Source organism: Flavobacterium sp. ov086 (assembly GCF_900187965.1).
Taxonomy (GTDB): domain Bacteria; phylum Bacteroidota; class Bacteroidia; order Flavobacteriales; family Flavobacteriaceae; genus Flavobacterium.
Window position 1 is genome coordinate 41,433 of the sequence record NZ_FZNL01000017.1, and the last position, 17,027, is coordinate 58,459.

Annotated in this window: 12 protein-coding genes; all 12 read right to left on the bottom strand. The window is 34.1% G+C overall.

Annotated features, from left to right (window positions below; genetic code table 11):
* Nucleotides 1–34: 34 nt before the first annotated feature.
* Nucleotides 35–487: a D-aminoacyl-tRNA deacylase gene (gene dtd / locus CHB81_RS17650; protein ID WP_089353168.1), complete on the bottom strand. Its 453-nt coding sequence runs from the start codon at nucleotides 485–487 to the stop codon at nucleotides 35–37.
* A 187-nt stretch (nucleotides 488–674) separates the two neighbouring features.
* Nucleotides 675–1,652 (bottom strand): ribosome small subunit-dependent GTPase A, encoded by a 978-nt coding sequence (gene rsgA, locus CHB81_RS17655; protein WP_089353169.1) that lies wholly within the window; start codon nucleotides 1,650–1,652, stop codon nucleotides 675–677.
* 158 nt (nucleotides 1,653–1,810) lie between these two features.
* Nucleotides 1,811–5,023 (bottom strand): VIT domain-containing protein, encoded by a 3,213-nt coding sequence (locus CHB81_RS17660; RefSeq protein WP_089353170.1) that lies wholly within the window; start codon nucleotides 5,021–5,023, stop codon nucleotides 1,811–1,813.
* Nucleotides 5,024–5,240: 217 nt separating this feature from the next.
* Complete coding sequence (locus tag CHB81_RS17665; RefSeq protein WP_089353171.1) at nucleotides 5,241–6,323, bottom strand: bifunctional 3-deoxy-7-phosphoheptulonate synthase/chorismate mutase type II; 1,083 nt, start codon at nucleotides 6,321–6,323, stop codon at nucleotides 5,241–5,243.
* Between the two features lie 20 nt (nucleotides 6,324–6,343).
* Nucleotides 6,344–7,201 carry a prephenate dehydrogenase gene (locus CHB81_RS17670; protein ID WP_089353172.1) on the bottom strand — a complete coding sequence of 286 codons (858 nt, stop codon included), beginning with the start codon at nucleotides 7,199–7,201 and terminating at the stop codon, nucleotides 6,344–6,346.
* Nucleotides 7,202–7,407: 206 nt separating this feature from the next.
* A complete protein-coding gene (locus CHB81_RS17675) occupies nucleotides 7,408–8,553 on the bottom strand; it encodes a pyridoxal phosphate-dependent aminotransferase (protein ID WP_089353173.1) in 1,146 nt (381 codons plus the stop codon).
* Nucleotides 8,554–8,625: 72 nt separating this feature from the next.
* Nucleotides 8,626–9,462: a prephenate dehydratase gene (locus CHB81_RS17680; protein WP_089353174.1), complete on the bottom strand. Its 837-nt coding sequence runs from the start codon at nucleotides 9,460–9,462 to the stop codon at nucleotides 8,626–8,628.
* Nucleotides 9,463–9,921: 459 nt separating this feature from the next.
* Nucleotides 9,922–10,107, bottom strand: coding sequence for an addiction module protein (locus tag CHB81_RS17685; protein WP_089353175.1), 186 nt, complete (start codon nucleotides 10,105–10,107; stop codon nucleotides 9,922–9,924).
* Between the two features lie 133 nt (nucleotides 10,108–10,240).
* Nucleotides 10,241–11,413, bottom strand: a complete 1,173-nt coding sequence (locus tag CHB81_RS17690) for a DUF1501 domain-containing protein (RefSeq protein WP_089353176.1) — start codon at nucleotides 11,411–11,413, stop codon at nucleotides 10,241–10,243.
* 12 nt (nucleotides 11,414–11,425) lie between these two features.
* Nucleotides 11,426–12,823, bottom strand: a complete 1,398-nt coding sequence (locus CHB81_RS17695) for a DUF1800 domain-containing protein (protein WP_089353177.1) — start codon at nucleotides 12,821–12,823, stop codon at nucleotides 11,426–11,428.
* 416 nt (nucleotides 12,824–13,239) lie between these two features.
* Nucleotides 13,240–15,633, bottom strand: coding sequence for a ribonucleoside-diphosphate reductase subunit alpha (locus tag CHB81_RS17700; RefSeq protein WP_089353178.1), 2,394 nt, complete (start codon nucleotides 15,631–15,633; stop codon nucleotides 13,240–13,242).
* Nucleotides 15,634–15,892: 259 nt separating this feature from the next.
* The gene (locus tag CHB81_RS17705) at nucleotides 15,893–16,870 is read right to left on the bottom strand and encodes a ribonucleotide-diphosphate reductase subunit beta (RefSeq protein WP_089353179.1); all 978 of its coding nucleotides are present in this window, start codon (nucleotides 16,868–16,870) and stop codon (nucleotides 15,893–15,895) included.
* Nucleotides 16,871–17,027: the final 157 nt, after the last annotated feature.

Below are 17,027 nucleotides of genomic sequence, written 5' to 3' on the forward strand. Positions count from 1 at the left end.
TCTAATTATTTTTTAATCCTTTTTTAATTATTTTTTAATCCCGGTTTTTGCTGTCCATCAAAATCGTTACAGGCCCGTCATTCAAGAGACTAACCTTCATATCGGCACCAAAAATTCCGGTTTGGACTTTTTTATTGAAGTCTTTTTCTAATACTTTTACAAAATTCTCATACATAGGAATTGCAAATTCAGGTTTTGCAGCTTTTATGTAAGAAGGACGGTTGCCTTTTTTTGTAGAAGCGTGAAGTGTAAATTGGCTTACTACTATAATATCACCATCGATATCCTGAACCGAGCAGTTCATGACATCATTTTCGTCACCAAAAATTCTCATTTTAATGATTTTCCCAACAAGCCAATCAATATCTTCCTGAGTGTCGGCATCTTCGATTCCAACTAAAACTAATAACCCCTTTTGAATATCTGCTGTTTTTTTATTATCCACAGTTACGGATGCCGAAGAAACTCTTTGAAGAACAATTCTCATATTATTAAATTTTCAATTATAACAAAAAGATGCACTACTGTGCATCTTTACAAATATATAAATGTTTATTATCTTAGAATTGAAATTTGTAGCTTCTTTATTTGAAGTTTGGAGAATTATTTCTGGTTATTTTGATAGTAGAATGACCATTACAAAGTGTAAAACACTGTATATGAGATGTAATCGACTATTTCCTTAGTTCATCGCTGGCTTTTCGGTCCTCATCATAAGAATCTGTACGATAATTTTCGTCATCACCTTCCAGGATCTTCAAATAGCTATTATAACGTGACCATGCAATTTCATCTTTTTCCAAAGCTGCTTTAATCGCGCAATGAGGTTCTTCTTTATGTAGACAATTGTTAAACTTACATTGATCCTTTAATTTGAAAAATTCAGGAAAATAACCGCTGATTTCTTCTTTTTCCATATCAACAATTCCAAAACCTTTAATTCCGGGAGTATCTATAATTTTTGCATCAAAAGACAAGTCATACATCTCGGCAAAAGTCGTTGTGTGCTGGCCTTGTTTACTAGCTTCAGAAATGTTTTTGGTTTTAAGATGCAAGGTAGGTTCCATAGCATTTACCAAAGTAGATTTTCCAACACCTGAATGGCCAGAAAACATACTTACTTTGCCAATCATCATCTCTTTTAATTCTTCGATTCCTTTCATTTCGGTCGAAGAAACTCGAAGACATTTATAACCTATTTGCTGATAAACATATTGCATATACAATTGATCTTCAAGAGTAGGCTCATCAAAAGTGTCTATTTTATTAAAAACCAAAATAGTTTCAATATTATAAGCTTCGGCAGTTACCAAAAAACGGTCTATAAAGTTGAAAGTTGTTGGAGGATTATTAATGGTAATCAATAAAAAAACGCGATCAATATTCGACGCAATAATATGCATCTGATGCGATAAATTAACCGATTTACGAACGATGTAATTCTTTCTTTCGTGAATATTAAAAATCGTTCCCGTTAAAGCATCCGAGGTTTCTTCGAGTTCATAATCCACAACATCACCTACAGCAATAGGATTGGTACTTTTAATACCTTTCATCCTAAACTTCCCTTTCATACGGCATTCTATAAAATCACCTTGTTCCGATTTTACGGTGTACCAACTTCCTGTAGATTTATATACGAGTCCTGTCATTCTTTAATTTTAGATTGCTGATTTTAGTCCCGAAGTTTCGGGATTAGATTTCTCATTCTTTAGAAGAATAAAAAATAAAAGGCAAAATTACGTTTTTAGAATTGAACAACGCAATTTCGCCTTTTAAAATTAAAGACTTACTCTTAATTTTGAAAAATTTACCAAACGATTTCTGCTAAAATTTCATTCTCTTTGATTTTTCCTAACTGAATTGTTTTTAAAGTTTTTGATGTTTTTCCTGCTCTTGTAGTATATATTTCTACCATAACAGTTGCCGGACCGTCCTCTGTTAATTTTGTTTCACCAAAATAATTCGTTTTGATTTTATATTTCCCTTTAATAGCATTTCGAATTAAATACTGCTCAGGTCCGTAACCTCGCGTAAAGTCTTTTGAAAATCTAGCACCCGCCTCAGTATTTTTATGACCATAAAAACATTCTTCACCATTTGGTTCAATTACATGAAGATCTAAATCCACATCCATTTGATTCCAGTTCATTATTATTCTAATATCCACCGGCATTTTGTCAAGATACTTTTTGTCTAATTTTTCGGTTTTCAATCCCGTATGTTCTATAATCATTCGATTCAAATCCATCAGAATAATATCCTCAACTCCCTCATAATGGTCGCGCATTTCGCCATAATAATTTACTTCCAGTGCTTTGATCAATTCATCAAAAGCTTCTTGATATTTTCCGTCATCTTCAAGAGTCAATGCATAATCGCGTAAACTCTGTGGCTCATGCGATCTCCATTTCACTACTTGTTTCGCTGTAAATACTGCATCATCATAATCCTGCCACTGACGTAAAGTATAAGTTAATGTTTTATATAGCTGATGATTTTCTAAACCTAAATCAGCTATATTACTGATTATCTGCAATGCTTTTTTAACATCACCTTGATTGTAAAAGAAGTGAGCAACATCAAAATAAAAACTCGGGTTTCTTTCCTGTGCTTTTCTTAATTCAAAATACAAATCATATTGTTTTTCTTCTGGAGCTGCAGCCAAAGCTTTCAAATACAATCTGTCCGGATTCCAGATTTTAAACTTGTTTGGATTTTTTGTAGTAATACTGATAATCCCATTTGACGCTCGACTGCCATAAATAGAGGTAATAGAAGGATCTGTAATCTTGTCAACCGAAAGCATATTTGCATTTACTACATCTTCGAGTCTTCCATCAAAAATTTGCCCATCAACAATTATTAAAAGTTCCTTGTTTTTACTATCAGACAAATATCCTCTCACGATAGTTGTACTATAATCGTCTTCTTGCTCCGTTTTGACTCCTTCGGGTTTAACAACAGATTGTGTCATAGTATTAGTCAATCCTGGAGCAATATTTTTTGCAGGTCGGTATGATTTTTCTTTTTTGGCTTGATTTTCTGCAGACTCTAATCTCATTGCAGATACTGGTGCTGCGTTATATACACTGTTATCTTCCATAATTTCACTTGCTGACCCTGTACCAACAGGCTCATCAACTGTCAAAACAGCATCAGCATTACCTCTAATTGTTTCAGAACCTCTCTTTTTCTTTGATTTTGGTAAAACTTTTGGCGTTACATATTTTGTATCTAGTTTCCACCAATAATTTAATGCTGTAAAATAACCACCTACATTTTCCCAGTTACTATTTTGTTTTGCCAAACGACTGTCTTGTTCCAGTTTTTTTATCTTGTCAAATTCTGCGCGTAATTCTGTAGGAGGAATAATATCATACATGATATAATCCTGAAGATTTTCCAGAACAATCAACGATGTGTTTTTGGTAATGATTCCGTATTTCTTTCCTAAAGTTTCAATTTCTTCGGCATTTTTGTCGTATTGCAATTCAAGATTTGCGATTTTCTTTTGTGCCCAAAGCTTTTCAATATTAACTTCACTTGCATTTTGATTTGCAGCATCAAAAGTTATTTTTCTTTCCAAAACAGTATCATCACCATTACCAAACAACAACGTAATTTCATTTTTCGGATTTAATGATATTCCCGAAAAACTAAAATTCCCTGAAACCGAAGTTCCTACCATCGGAAACAAATCAGTAATTAAAAGATTTTCTTTTATTCCCAAAAATTTCAGATTTGTGGTAATCAATTTATCTAAAGCATTTTCGGTGCTCAATTGATTTAGATTGATGAAATTCCCTCCCGTTTGTGAAGATGAGTAATTTAAAAAAGTAAAATCAGCCGAGACAGAAGACGAAATGGTAAACACCGCTTTTTTAGTTTTTGGAAAAGAATTTTCACTCAATGACGACAAGCCATCTGTAGAAAACAAATACTGATCGTGATTTGCAAAATTTAACTGCGAATAACGTGTTCCGCCATCATATTTTGTATTTTCCAAAACCGTTTTTAATTTATTCCAATTTCCATTAGAAATAACAAACTCTTTTTGTTTCTCGAAAGTGTAATTCAAAAAGTACAAAGTCACTTTTGTATTCTGTATTTTTTGAAAATAAGCTTCCAATAAATCCAGTTCCTTTCTCAAATCACGATTCTGACAGCTCAAAGAATTATCCCAGATTAAACCTATTGAAGAAGGTGTTTTTCTTGATTTAGTATTACCTTCAATAAAAACATTTCCATAGAAATAATACTGACCACCTGCATCTTGGGTCAAAACACTCGGTGCATTATTTTGTATCGGAACTTCAAAAACTAATTTTTCATCCGGCTGATAATTTTCTTTCTCGAAAGAAGCTTCGAAAGACTGATTCCATTTTGAGAAAGAAATTCTAGTTGATTTTTCGGTAATTTTTGGAGAAGTTGAAACTCCAATAACAGAAATCTTCACTGAAAATTTATCTAGTTTTTTAGGATAACGACTCACCAATTGATATGCCAGATTATCTTTATCTAAAGCCGAAAGTTCTTCTTCATAACCTATTATCACAGTTCGCTCTCCGTTTGGCATTAACGGATAAATTCTTGTTCTAAAATTATTCCCATCTACTTTCTCCAACAATCCCGGATCAACACGACGATGTTCGATAGCTTCAAAAACCTGTTTTCCTTTATTTTTATTGACTGGAACAGCTTCTCTCATTTTACCATTGATATCAATAGCATATCTCGAAACCGAAACATTTTCCGGTAACGGAAAAATAAGTTCCGCCTCCATTTGTCTAGTTCCCGAATTAAAAAAATGCATTTCAGCAGTCGTATAAGCAATGTTGCCCACCACTTTTACATTAACTAAAAGTTTGTTCATTCTCACTTTTTCAGCATCATCACCTTTAACGGTTAGTTCAGGACTTTGTGCAAAAGTTTTTGTTCCGATAAAAAACAGAAAGAAAAGCAATACATTCAAATTCACTTTGAAAATGTGCAACGCAGACGAAAACAATTTTAATTTCATGACACGAAAATTAAGGTTATATTTTTATAGAGAACAAAAAACATCAAAAGGTTGGGAAGGTAATATTTATTTTCAAAAAAAATCCCCAACACTTCTCTCAAAGCGATGGGGATTTTCAAAAAACAATCTATTTTCAACATAGTGATATAAGAAAACCAAAGAGCAAAATTTGCAAAAACTTAAATTGACTTATATTACTTACATGATTTAGAAAATATTATGCATTGAAAATTTTCTCTTGGTGACCAATACTTTCCTGGTGAATTGCTTTGAACATTCTCAAAACAAACTCTTCAGTAAGACCTTTTTTCTCTCCTTCAAGAATCATTTTTCCTAAGATTTCATTCCAACGATTGTTTTGAAGAATAGCTACGTTTGCATCTTTTTTCACCTGACCAATTTCGTCAGCTACTTTCATACGTTTTCCTAATAACTCTAATAAGTTAGCATCAAGAACATCGATGTTAGCTCTTAATTTTTTCATTTTTTGGCTGTACTCATCTGTAGTATCATCCGTTTTTCTAATCGTCAAATCTTTAATGATTTGTTTCAAAGCATCTGGAGTAACTTGTTGCGCAGCATCAGACCAAGCGTTGTCCGGATCGTAGTGCGTTTCGATAATCATACCATCGTAATTCAAATCTAAAGCCTCTTGAGTTACTTCAAAAATCATTTTACGATCTCCTGTAATGTGAGATGGATCGATGATTAATGGTAAATCAGGGAATTTATTTTGCAATTCGATAGCGATTTGCCATTCAGGAATGTTTCTGTATTTTGTTTTTTCGTAAGTCGAGAAACCTCTGTGAATAACACCTAATTTCTCGATTCCAGCCATGTGTAAACGCTCAACACCACCTAACCATAAAGCTAAATCTGGGTTTACAGGGTTTTTTACCAAAACTATTTTATCAGTTCCTTTCAAAGTATCAGCGATTTCCTGAACTGCAAAAGGGTTTGCAGTTGTACGAGCACCAACCCATAAAACATCAATATCATGTTCTAAAGCTAATTTACAGTGAGCCGCAGTTGCAACTTCAGTTCCCATCAATAAACCAGTTTCAGCTTTTGCTTTTTGCAACCATTTTAAACCAATTTCTCCAACACCTTCAAATCCTCCCGGACGCGTTCTTGGTTTCCAGATTCCTGCTCTGAACACACTAACTTTTGAATCTTTCAATTCGTGAGCAATTCTCAATACTTGATCTTCTGTTTCTGCACTACATGGTCCAGCTATCACAAGTGGGTGATTTAAATTGAAATCTTCTAACCACTTTCTCATTTCTTTCTTATTTTCCATCTTAATTTTTAGTTTTATTTTTATTTTTTAATAGTTAATCCGTTTAATATCTCTTTAATCTTATTTGTGCTTTCCATTTCTTCAAAAATGGCATTGTAATCTTCTTCTTTTAACAAATCCCTAAACCGACTGAGATTTGAAATATACGCTTCTAAAGTTTCCAGAACATGTTCTTTATTTTGCTTAAAAATAGGTGTCCACATTGCCGGCGAACTTTTTGCCAAACGAACGGTACTTTCAAATCCGCTTCCCGCCATATCAAAAATATCCTGTTCGTCTTTTTCCTTATTCATTACCGTTTTACCAAGCATAAACGAACTAATATGTGACAAATGCGAAACGTAAGCGATGTGTTTGTCATGCGAAATTGGGTCCATATATCGAATCCTCATTCCTATTTCACTAAAAAGCTTTAACGCCTTTTCCTGCAATTTAAAAGTGGTTTTTTCCACCTCACAAATTATGTTCGTTTTTCCTTTAAACAAACCTTTTATCGCTGCCGAAGGTCCTGAAAACTCAGTTCCCGCTATTGGATGCGTTGCGATAAAATTTCTTCTTTTTGAATGACTGGCAACCGCATCACAAATTGGTTTTTTAGTCGAACCTACTTCAAAAACAATGGTTTTATCTCCAACCAGATCCAAAACTTTAGGTAAAACCACCAGCGCCACATCTACAGGGACCGAAACAATTACAAAATCAGCATCGGCCAATTCTTCAAAGCTTCCTGCCTGATCAATAACGCCTAAATCAATTGCTTCCTGCAAATGTTTCTCGTTATTATCTATTCCAAAAATAGTGGCATCAGGATGTTGATCTTTGATGTCCAGCACCATCGAACCTCCTATTAACCCTATTCCTATTACGTATACTTTCATATTTATTTTTATTTGAAGCAATTTCCTGCTATCCGTTTCAATCTTTTCTGCCTCCCGAAGCCTCGGGACCGGCACAAAAGGATTTCCACTTCTATCAGGGCTAAGCCTTCACGTTTTTTCAAGAACTCTGATTTTCAATTTAACCTTTCTGTCACCAGACAATCTAAAGTCTAAAATCTAATATCTTGCTTCTAAAATCTTAATACTTAAAACCTATCAATCGCCTCTTGTACTTTTTCTTCTTTTACACACAACGAGAATCTAATATATCCTTCACCATTACTTCCGAAGATTGTTCCCGGTGTGATGAAAATATGTTTCTCGTATAATATTTCGTCAATGAACTTTTCTGATGATTCGATTCCTTCCGGTAATTTTGCCCAAACAAAAAGCCCAACCCCTTCTTTATAAACTTTGCAGCCTAATTTTTCTGCTAATTTTTCTGTTAATTCTCTGCGGCGTCTGTAAATTTTGTTCTGATCTTCGAACCAGGATTCATCACAGTTTAAAGCTGCAACTGCACCTTTTTGGATTCCGTAAAACATTCCGCTGTCCATGTTGCTTTTTACTTTTAGGATTGCATCGATAATTTCAGGATTTCCTAAAACCATTCCAACTCTCCAGCCTGCCATATTGAACGTTTTACTAAGTGAATTTAATTCTAAAGCCACTTCTTTTGCACCTTCAACTTGCAATAAGCTCATCGGATTATCATTCAAAACAAAACTATACGGATTATCATTCACCAATAATATGTTGTGTTTTTTAGCAAAGGCAACCAATTTTTCAAATAACGTTAAACTTCCTCTCGCTCCTGTTGGCATGTGCGGATAACCCAGCCACATAATTTTTACTTTCGAAAGATCTAATTTTTCTAAAGCTTCAAAATCCGGTTCCCAGTTGTTTGCTTCTTTCAAATCATAATAAACCGGAACCGCTCCAACCAAATTAGTCACCGAAGTATACGTTGGATAACCTGGATTCGGAATCAAAACGTGGTCACCCTCATTTAAAAATGCTAACGAAATGTGCATAATTCCTTCTTTCGAACCCATCAAAGGCAAAATCTCGTTATTCGGATTTAATTCAACACCAAACTGATTCTGATAAAAATCTGCCATTCCCTTTCTCAATTCCGGCAATCCCTGATAGCTCTGATAACCATGCCCGTTTTCATCTTGAATTGCTGCGGCAACCGCTTCAATTACTGCTTTCGACGGACTCAAATCAGGACTTCCAATTCCCATACTGATGATCGGTTTTCCCTCAGAAATTAGTTGCCTTACTTCTCTCAATTTTGATGAGAAGTAGTATTCTTCAACTGTATCTAATCTTTTTGCTGTTGTAATCATTTTTTTTCTGCTTTAGGCTTTAAGCTGTATGCTTTAGGCTCTTTTTACTTTTGATTTTCTAACTTTTAACGCCTAACCTATGTAAGGCTTAGTATTTTTATATTCTCCCAGCACTTTAAAATATTCTGCCATTATATTTAATAACGTTTTGGCTTTTGCAAAATCTTCGTATTTCTCAAATGTTACATCTACGAAAAACGAATATTTCCAAGGTGTTTCAATTTTTGGAAGCGATTGAATTTTCGTTAAATTCAGTTTGCAATCACTCATTACATTCAAAACTGCTGCTAAGCTTCCTCTTTTATGATCTAATTCAAATTTGATTGAAGCTCTGTTGATTTCGTCTTCAGGCAAAAATGAATTCTGTTTTTTGATAATCACAAAACGGGTCATGTTGTTTTTGATCGTTTGAATTTCCGGAGCGATAATTTCAAGATCATACATTTCAGAAGCCGTTTTACTTGCAATTGCTGCAATTCCGGTTAATTGTTTTTCCTGAATTCTTCTTGCTGTTTCAGCTGTATCTTTATCTTCAACCAGTTTGATGTTTGGATATTGTTTCAGGAAATCCATACATTGTAAAATTGCCATTGGGTGTGAATGAACTTCTTTTATTTCTTCAATTTTCTGACCTTTTAAAGCCATTAAATTTTGGTGAATGCTTAAATAATGCTCTCCAATAATGTGCAAATTATTCTTGTCAATCAAAGCATAATTCGGAATAATTGGTCCCGCAATCGAGTTTTCAATTGCCATAACTGCTTGATCTGATTTTCCGGAAAGCAAGCTGTCAATTAATTCTTCAAAAGACAAACACTCATCAATTTCCACGTTTTCAGAGAAATACTCTTTCACTACCTGATGATGAAAAGAACCTTTTATACCTTGTATTGCAATTTTAGTTGTCATATATTCAAAAAAAAATCCTGATTTTCATCAGGATTGTATATTAGTTTTATTTGTCTTTTAAATTTTCTCAAATAACCATAGCACAATCCTCACTTCTACTAAAGAAGAAATAAAAAGAGTTGCTAAAATAAAAACGGTTATTAGACATTTTGTTTGTGTTTTTCAATAAATTCTCTGCGAATGTATAAATTAATTTCAGTGCACCAAAAAAAATATTGCATTTTATGAAACAAAAAAGGATTTCTTAACAAATTTAGCAGGTTTTGTATGATAATATAAAAATACGAGCTTAAAATGAGATATTTACAATGGGTTTTTCTAAGGTGCTATCCCGAAGCCTCGGGGACTGAGTTGCTAAGATGCTAAGATCTTCACTCAATATTGTCATTTCGATGAAGGAGACTCGAGTGATAACGAACAGACGAAGTAAATCTCCGCAAGTAACTCGACATTTTATTATTATCTAATCGATCTTATATGAGCCTTAACCTCATCCCAAGTATACAACTCAGTTTTCCCCTCTTCTAAATTTTGAATACGAATATCTAATTCCTTCTTAACATCACTAGAAACATTATTCCATAGTTGTTCTGCTAAAACTTTTTTTTCAGTATTTCTATCTTCAGATATTTTTTTGATTCTCATATTCTGTCTAGTTTTTTCGCCACAAATTACACAAATTTACACAAATCATTATGGCTTTTAAAATTCAATTTCTCCAATTCAACAATGGATCACTATAAAATAAAAAATTCGTGAAAATTTGTGAAATTCGTGGCTAACTATAAAACAACCCAGAAACCGGTTTATTTCTAATCCCAATTTTAGAATAATCAAAATTCATTTTTTGCCGTAACAAAGAAGCATACACACTCCTGAAATCAATTTCATATTTCAAATCACCATTATCCAAGTCGGATAAATTTGGGTTATTACCTAAAATTGTTCCTTTGTTATTCCCTCCAATAATAAACATGGGCGCTGCAGTTCCATGATCAGTGCCGTTGCCGTTGTCTTTTACACGTCGTCCAAATTCTGAGAATACAACTACTGTCACATTTTGAAGTAATTGTGCTTGTTTCAGATCCTGATAAAAGCTGTACAATGCATCATTCAAATCTGTTAATTTTTTCTCGTGAATAGCGAGTTGATTGTCATGCGTATCAAACCCTCCAAGTGAAGTATAATATACTTTTGAGTTCAGATTTCCTTTGATTAATCTTCCAATCCATTCCAGATTTTTTGATAAGTCCGTTTTAGGATAACTAATTTCTGTTTTGGACTTTGCCAATGCTTTCTGAATTTCATCCGAACCCTCGGTAACTGAATTGGCAATTTTCCGAACAAAATCTAATTGTGGATTATCTGATAATGTTACGTTTTCTTCTTTGTCTGATTTTACCTTAAATCGGTTTGGATCTTTAACTGTTATAGAATTCGGCTCCATTCCTTTCAAAGCCAGATTATCAATAGAATCCAGATTTATTCCCGCCGTTGCCTGATGTCCGCTACATTGCAAGTCTAAATATCTTCCTAACCAGCCTTCATTTATATATTTATTAGAATCTGTTGCTGTTTGCCAAATTTCCTGACTGCGAAAATGAGAGCGAACTGGCTCGGGATATCCAACATTCTGAATTACGGTTAAATCGCCGTTTTGCTGCATTTGGGCAAAATCTTTTAAAGCCGGGTGAAACGCCATTCCGTTATTTTTTCCAACAACCACATCTTTATTTAAAGCAATTTTGGTCCTCAAATCATAATAGAGCGGATTATCGTACGGAATAAAAGTATTCAATCCGTCGTTTCCACCGTTTAACTGTACAAAAACAATGCATTGCTCACCGATTATCAAATTATTCTGCGAACCAAAAGCATGTAAAAAATCAGGAAGCACAAGCATTCCGCCAGTAAAAGTTCCAGTAAGCGTTAGAAAATTCCTTCTGTTCATGGCTGTAGTTTTCTAAATTAATTGATATTCGGGTAGTTTCGTAATGTAATTAAAGAGTCTTATTACCGCGAAGTTGGCGTGTTCCTCTTTTGGGTCAAAATCATATTTCAGTAAATTTTCCATATCTTTTTGAACGGAATCATTTACTTTAAACAATAGCCTATTTGATAATTCTGTAATAATGGTTTTATTATTTCCATTAGAATCAAAATCGATTTTCACATCAATTTTTTCGAATTCTGCTTTCGGTTTTTCATCACTATTACCTAATGAATTAAGAATTTTTCTGGTAATAGTTCTTCCACTGCAAAGTAAATCTGAGGTATTATTGCGCTGCAAATATATCTGCGAAGTCAACCAGGAATTTCCGCCATCCCAACCTTTTACATTAACCTGATTGTACAAATCCATTCCTTGTTGTTTCAGGAAAAACATAACCATTCCATCATCAAGATCATCAACATGCAATTCATCCAAAAGCTGTAAAATATAAACCAACGGATCTTTGATTTTCGTTCCTGAAGTTTCTTTTTTATATTCTTCCGTAAAAATTTTAGTCAATAACGGTTCAATTTCGAACTTTACTTTTCTGAAATAATCGCCGTAATACCTCACCAATTCTTCTGAAGGATTATCATAAATAAACCATTTTAGAATTTTTCGGGTAATGAGATACGGAATATTTTTTTGTTCGAAAATAATATCAACCAAATCATCCACTTTCCAGTTTCCCGTTTTTCCGAAATAGGTTTTATCGCTATTATCTTCTATATTTTTTCTGTAAACTGCGCCATCATCTCCGTAATTTAATCCGGCCAGAGCTCTTGCACCTTCTTTGATATCGTTTTCAGAATAATTCCCAATGCCAATTGTGAATAATTCCAATAATTCACGGCTTAGGTTTTCGTTGTACTTCCCTTTTTTATTGTCGACATTATCCAGATATTTTACCATTGCATTCGATCTTACGATTTGCTTGGTAAGTTCTTTGAAATTGCCAAAAGCATGTTCGCGCAAAATCATATTGTGCTGATAAATCCAGTAATTGACTTTTACTTTTTGAGTTGTAGAAACGAAATGATTGTGCCAAAAGCAAACCATATTTTCACGTAAAGGAAATTCATCATTCCGCATTTTAGAAATCCACCATTTTTTTAGTTCAACGGCAGAATAGATTTCTTTTTTGAGGGCTTTTTTCTTGAATTCAGAATCGGCGGTTTTGATAGATTCCCGCAATTCTTTAAGCTCAAGAAGCGTTTTGGGATCCGCATTTAAAAAAGCTGGAAGTTGTGTATCAAACTTGGAACCATAGGAATGTTTTAGAAATTTTTCTAATCCTAGTTTTTCAATTTTATCGGATTCTTTTCCGGAAAAACCCAATCGTAACGACCAAAGATTGCTTTTTTTCATAACACAGGAATTTGTTTAGCAATAAGACTCGACTTTTTCTTAAAGGTTTAATTTGAGAAAGGCCCTGAGGTTCTTAGATGCTAAGGTGCTAAGTTTTAAAAATCTTTGGTATTAATTAGAACGGAGAATTTTTAGGGATATTGTAATGTGACTTTGATTGCGTAGAATGGATTAAAATCCATCCTTACAATATAATTTGTTCCTCCGGAACGTAATTCACAAAGTTCCGGTAATTAAATAGCCCCGATTGAAGAGGAAATCCTTTTTTATTCGCCGCGGCGAATAAAAAAGATTGTAACAAAAAGCGGGAAATAGCTCCTAAAAAAACAAAAGCAGCCACCTTACGATAACTGCTTTCTATAAATTAAGAATAAATCTTTTCTCTTTATTCTATTTTCTTTCTTCTAAATCAAGAATTATGACCCACACATTTCACAATCTTCAGGACCTGCTGCTTGTGCCTTTAGCAACATTGCTTTATACTCCTCAATATTGATCTCTTCAGTTTCTGCAACTAAAGCTGGTGCTGTTTCTTCTTTTTTATCGTTGTTTAATGTGAATTTAATCGCATCAACCGCAGATTTAGTTCTTAGGTAATACATTCCTGTTTTTAAACCAGATTGCCAAGCATAGAAGTGCATTGACGTCAATTTAGAATAGTTTGCATCTTGCATGAACAAGTTCAATGATTGCGATTGGTCAATAAAGTAACCTCTCTGGCGTGACATATCGATAATGTCTTTCATCGACATTTCCCAAACAGTTTTATAAAGGTCTTTTAGATCTTGCGGAATAATGTCAATGTTTTGAACAGATCCGTTATGACGCATGATTTCTTGTTTCAAATCTTCGTTCCATAAACCTCTGTCTACTAAATCGTGAAGTAAGTGTTTGTTTACTACGATAAATTCTCCAGACAATACACGACGTGTGTAAATGTTTGATGTATATGGTTCGAAAGCTTCGTTGTTTCCAAGAATTTGTGAAGTCGAAGCAGTTGGCATTGGCGCAACCAATAATGAGTTACGAACTCCGTGTTCCATTACTTCTTTTCTTAATGAAGCCCAGTCCCAACGTCCTGATAATTCTTCATCTTTCATTCCCCACATGTTGTATTGGAACTCTCCTTGTGACATTGGAGAACCTGCAAATGTAGAATATGGACCTTCTTCTTTTGCCATTTCCATAGAAGCGGTTACGGCAGCGAAGTATAATGTTTCGAAAATTTCCTGATTTAAGGCTTTTGCTTCATCACTTGTAAACGGCATACGCAACATGATAAAAGCATCTGCTAAACCTTGAACACCTAATCCTACCGGACGGTGACGTAAGTTAGAATTTTCAGCTTCTTTTACCGGATAATAATTTCTGTCGATTACTTTGTTCAGGTTACGAGTTACACGTTTTGTAACATTGTAAAGTGCTTCGTGATCGAATTTTCCGTTTTCAATAAACATTGGTAACGAAATAGAAGCTAAATTACAAACCGCAATTTCATCTTTAGAGGTAAACTCCATAATCTCTGTACACAAGTTCGAAGAACGAATTGTTCCTAAGTTCTTGTGGTTCGATTTACGGTTTGCTGCATCTTTGTACAACATATAAGGCGTTCCTGTTTCGATTTGTGATTCAAGGATTTTTTCCCATAATTCACGTGCACGAATCGTTTTTCTACCTTTTCCTCTAAATTCATAATCCAAATACATGGTTTCGAATTCTTCTCCGTAAACGTCATATAATCCCGGACATTCATTAGGACACATTAAAGTCCAAGATGCATCTTCCTGAACACGTTTCATGAATAAATCTGAAGTCCACATGGCGAAAAATAAATCTCTTGCACGCATTTCTTCTTTTCCTGTATTTTTCTTTAAATCCAAAAATTCGAAGATATCAGCATGCCATGTTTCGATATAAATCGCAAAACTTCCTTTACGTTTTCCACCACCCTGATCTACGTAACGAGCCGTATCGTTGAAAACTCTCAACATTGGTACGATTCCGTTTGAAGTTCCGTTTGTACCGCGAATATAAGATCCCGTTGCACGAACGTTATGGATAGAAAGACCAATTCCCCCCGCTGATTGCGAGATTTTAGCCGTTTGTTTTAAAGTATCATAAATACCATCAATACTATCATCCTGCATTGCCAAAAGGAAACAAGAAGACATTTGTGGTTTTGGAGTTCCGGCATTGAACAACGTTGGCGTTGCATGCGTAAAGAATTTTTTAGACATTAAGTCGTAAGTTTCAATTACCGATTTTAAATCGTCAAGATGAATACCTACTGAAACACGCATCAACATATGTTGTGGTCTTTCTACGATTTTTCCGTTGATTTTTAATAAATACGAACGCTCTAAGGTTTTGAAACCAAAGTAATCGTAATTGAAATCTCTTGTATATATAATATGAGAATCCAAGAAAGCAGAGTTTTCCTGAATTACATTAAATACTTCATCCGAAAGTAATGGTGCTTCTTGTCCATTTCTTGGATTTACGTAATGATACATATCCTTCATCGTCTCTGAGAACGATTTTTTCGTATTTGAATGTAGGTTTGAAATTGCCACACGCGCTGCTAATTGTGCATAATCAGGATGCGCAATTGTCATAGAAGCCGCCGTTTCTGCCGCAAGATTATCTAGTTCAGAAGTTGAAACCCCATCATACAATCCTTCGATAACTCTCATCGCTACCTTAACAGGATCTACAAGCTCATTTAAGCCGTAACACAATTTTTTGATTCTTTCTGTAATCTTATCAAACATTACGGGCTCTCTGTGGCCATCTCTTTTTACTACATACATAAGCTTACTATTTTAGTTATTGAAAAAATGAAAGACACTGGAATAACGAATTCCAGATCTTAAACATTGCGTGTTTTTAAATTATTTTTTGAGAATTGTAGGATCCTCAATAGTTACCCGATTCAAATTCGAAAAATGAATTTAAATGCATTAAAAATTGTTATTGAATCGACGATTTGGGATGAAGATTCAATCTTAAAAAATCTACTATTATTCTTTTTTAGCGTTTCTTAGATCGCGCTAAAAGTTTTTTTGTTGTCTAAAAATCTGCATCGAATGAAATTTTCTGAGCATCACTATCCGTGTTCATCACACCAGATTTTTGATATTCGGCAACACGTTTTTCAAAGAAATTAGTTTTTCCCTGAAGAGAGATCATGTCCATGAAATCAAACGGATTCGCTGATCCATACACACGTTCGCAACCTAATTCTACTAATAATCTGTCCGCAACAAATTCTAGATATTGCGTCATTAAAACAGCATTCATACCTATTAAACTTACCGGAAGAGATTCTGTAACAAATTCTCTTTCGATATCTAAAGCATCAACAATGATTTCTTTAATTCTGTCTTTTGGAACTTTGTTAATCAAGTGATGATTGTGTAAGTGCACTGCAAAGTCACAGTGTACACCTTCGTCACGAGAAATCAATTCGTTAGAGAAAGTTAAACCTGGCATTAATCCACGTTTTTTCAACCAATAAATAGAACAGAAAGCACCTGAAAAGAAAATTCCTTCAACTGCTGCAAAAGCAATTAGTCTTTCAGCGAACGAATCAGATTCAATCCACTTTAAAGCCCAGTCTGCTTTTTTCTTAATTGCAGGAAAAACTTCCAAAGCATTAAATAGTTCTGCTTTTTCAGCTTCATCTTTCACGTAAGTGTCAATTAATAAAGAATACGTTTCACTATGAATGTTTTCCATCATGATTTGGAAACCATAGAAAAACTTCGCTTCAGCATACTGAACTTCGTTTACAAAGTTTTCAGCAAGGTTTTCATTTACAATTCCATCAGAAGCTGCAAAGAATGCCAATATGTGTTTAATGAAATATCTTTCGTCGTCACTTAGTTTATTATTCCAGTCTGTCAAATCCTGGTGCAAGTCAATTTCTTCAGCAGTCCAAAAACTAGCTTCCATCTTTTTGTACCATTCCCAAATATCATGATGTTTAATTGGAAAAATAACGAAACGATTTTTATTTTCTTGTAATATTGGCTCGACTTGTGACATGTAATTTTTGTTTAATTTTTGTACCGAATTTTTGCTAATTCAATAGACTACAAAGATTGTCATTTGTAGCCAAAAATAAAAGTCAAACTTATTCACAATCGGGCGTAGTTTTTAACAACGCACCAAAAATGAGATATTTTTCAGACAATAATTAAAT

Bases quoted from the DNA above. Each gene is read 5' to 3' on its own strand.
- CHB81_RS17695 (WP_089353177.1), bottom strand. From the start codon at position 12,823: ATGAAAAAAAGCAATCTTTGGTCGTTACGATTGGGTTTTTCCGGAAAA.
- CHB81_RS17685 (WP_089353175.1), bottom strand. From the start codon at position 10,107: ATGAGAATCAAAAAAATATCTGAAGATAGAAATACTGAAAAAAAAGTT.
- CHB81_RS17680 (WP_089353174.1), bottom strand. From the start codon at position 9,462: ATGACAACTAAAATTGCAATACAAGGTATAAAAGGTTCTTTTCATCAT.
- CHB81_RS17665 (WP_089353171.1), bottom strand. From the start codon at position 6,323: ATGGAAAATAAGAAAGAAATGAGAAAGTGGTTAGAAGATTTCAATTTA.
- CHB81_RS17690 (WP_089353176.1), bottom strand. From the start codon at position 11,413: ATGAACAGAAGGAATTTTCTAACGCTTACTGGAACTTTTACTGGCGGA.
- CHB81_RS17705 (WP_089353179.1), bottom strand. From the start codon at position 16,870: ATGTCACAAGTCGAGCCAATATTACAAGAAAATAAAAATCGTTTCGTT.
- rsgA (WP_089353169.1), bottom strand. From the start codon at position 1,652: ATGACAGGACTCGTATATAAATCTACAGGAAGTTGGTACACCGTAAAA.
- dtd (WP_089353168.1), bottom strand. From the start codon at position 487: ATGAGAATTGTTCTTCAAAGAGTTTCTTCGGCATCCGTAACTGTGGAT.
- CHB81_RS17700 (WP_089353178.1), bottom strand. From the start codon at position 15,633: ATGTATGTAGTAAAAAGAGATGGCCACAGAGAGCCCGTAATGTTTGAT.
- CHB81_RS17675 (WP_089353173.1), bottom strand. From the start codon at position 8,553: ATGATTACAACAGCAAAAAGATTAGATACAGTTGAAGAATACTACTTC.
- CHB81_RS17660 (WP_089353170.1), bottom strand. From the start codon at position 5,023: ATGAAATTAAAATTGTTTTCGTCTGCGTTGCACATTTTCAAAGTGAAT.
- CHB81_RS17670 (WP_089353172.1), bottom strand. From the start codon at position 7,201: ATGAAAGTATACGTAATAGGAATAGGGTTAATAGGAGGTTCGATGGTG.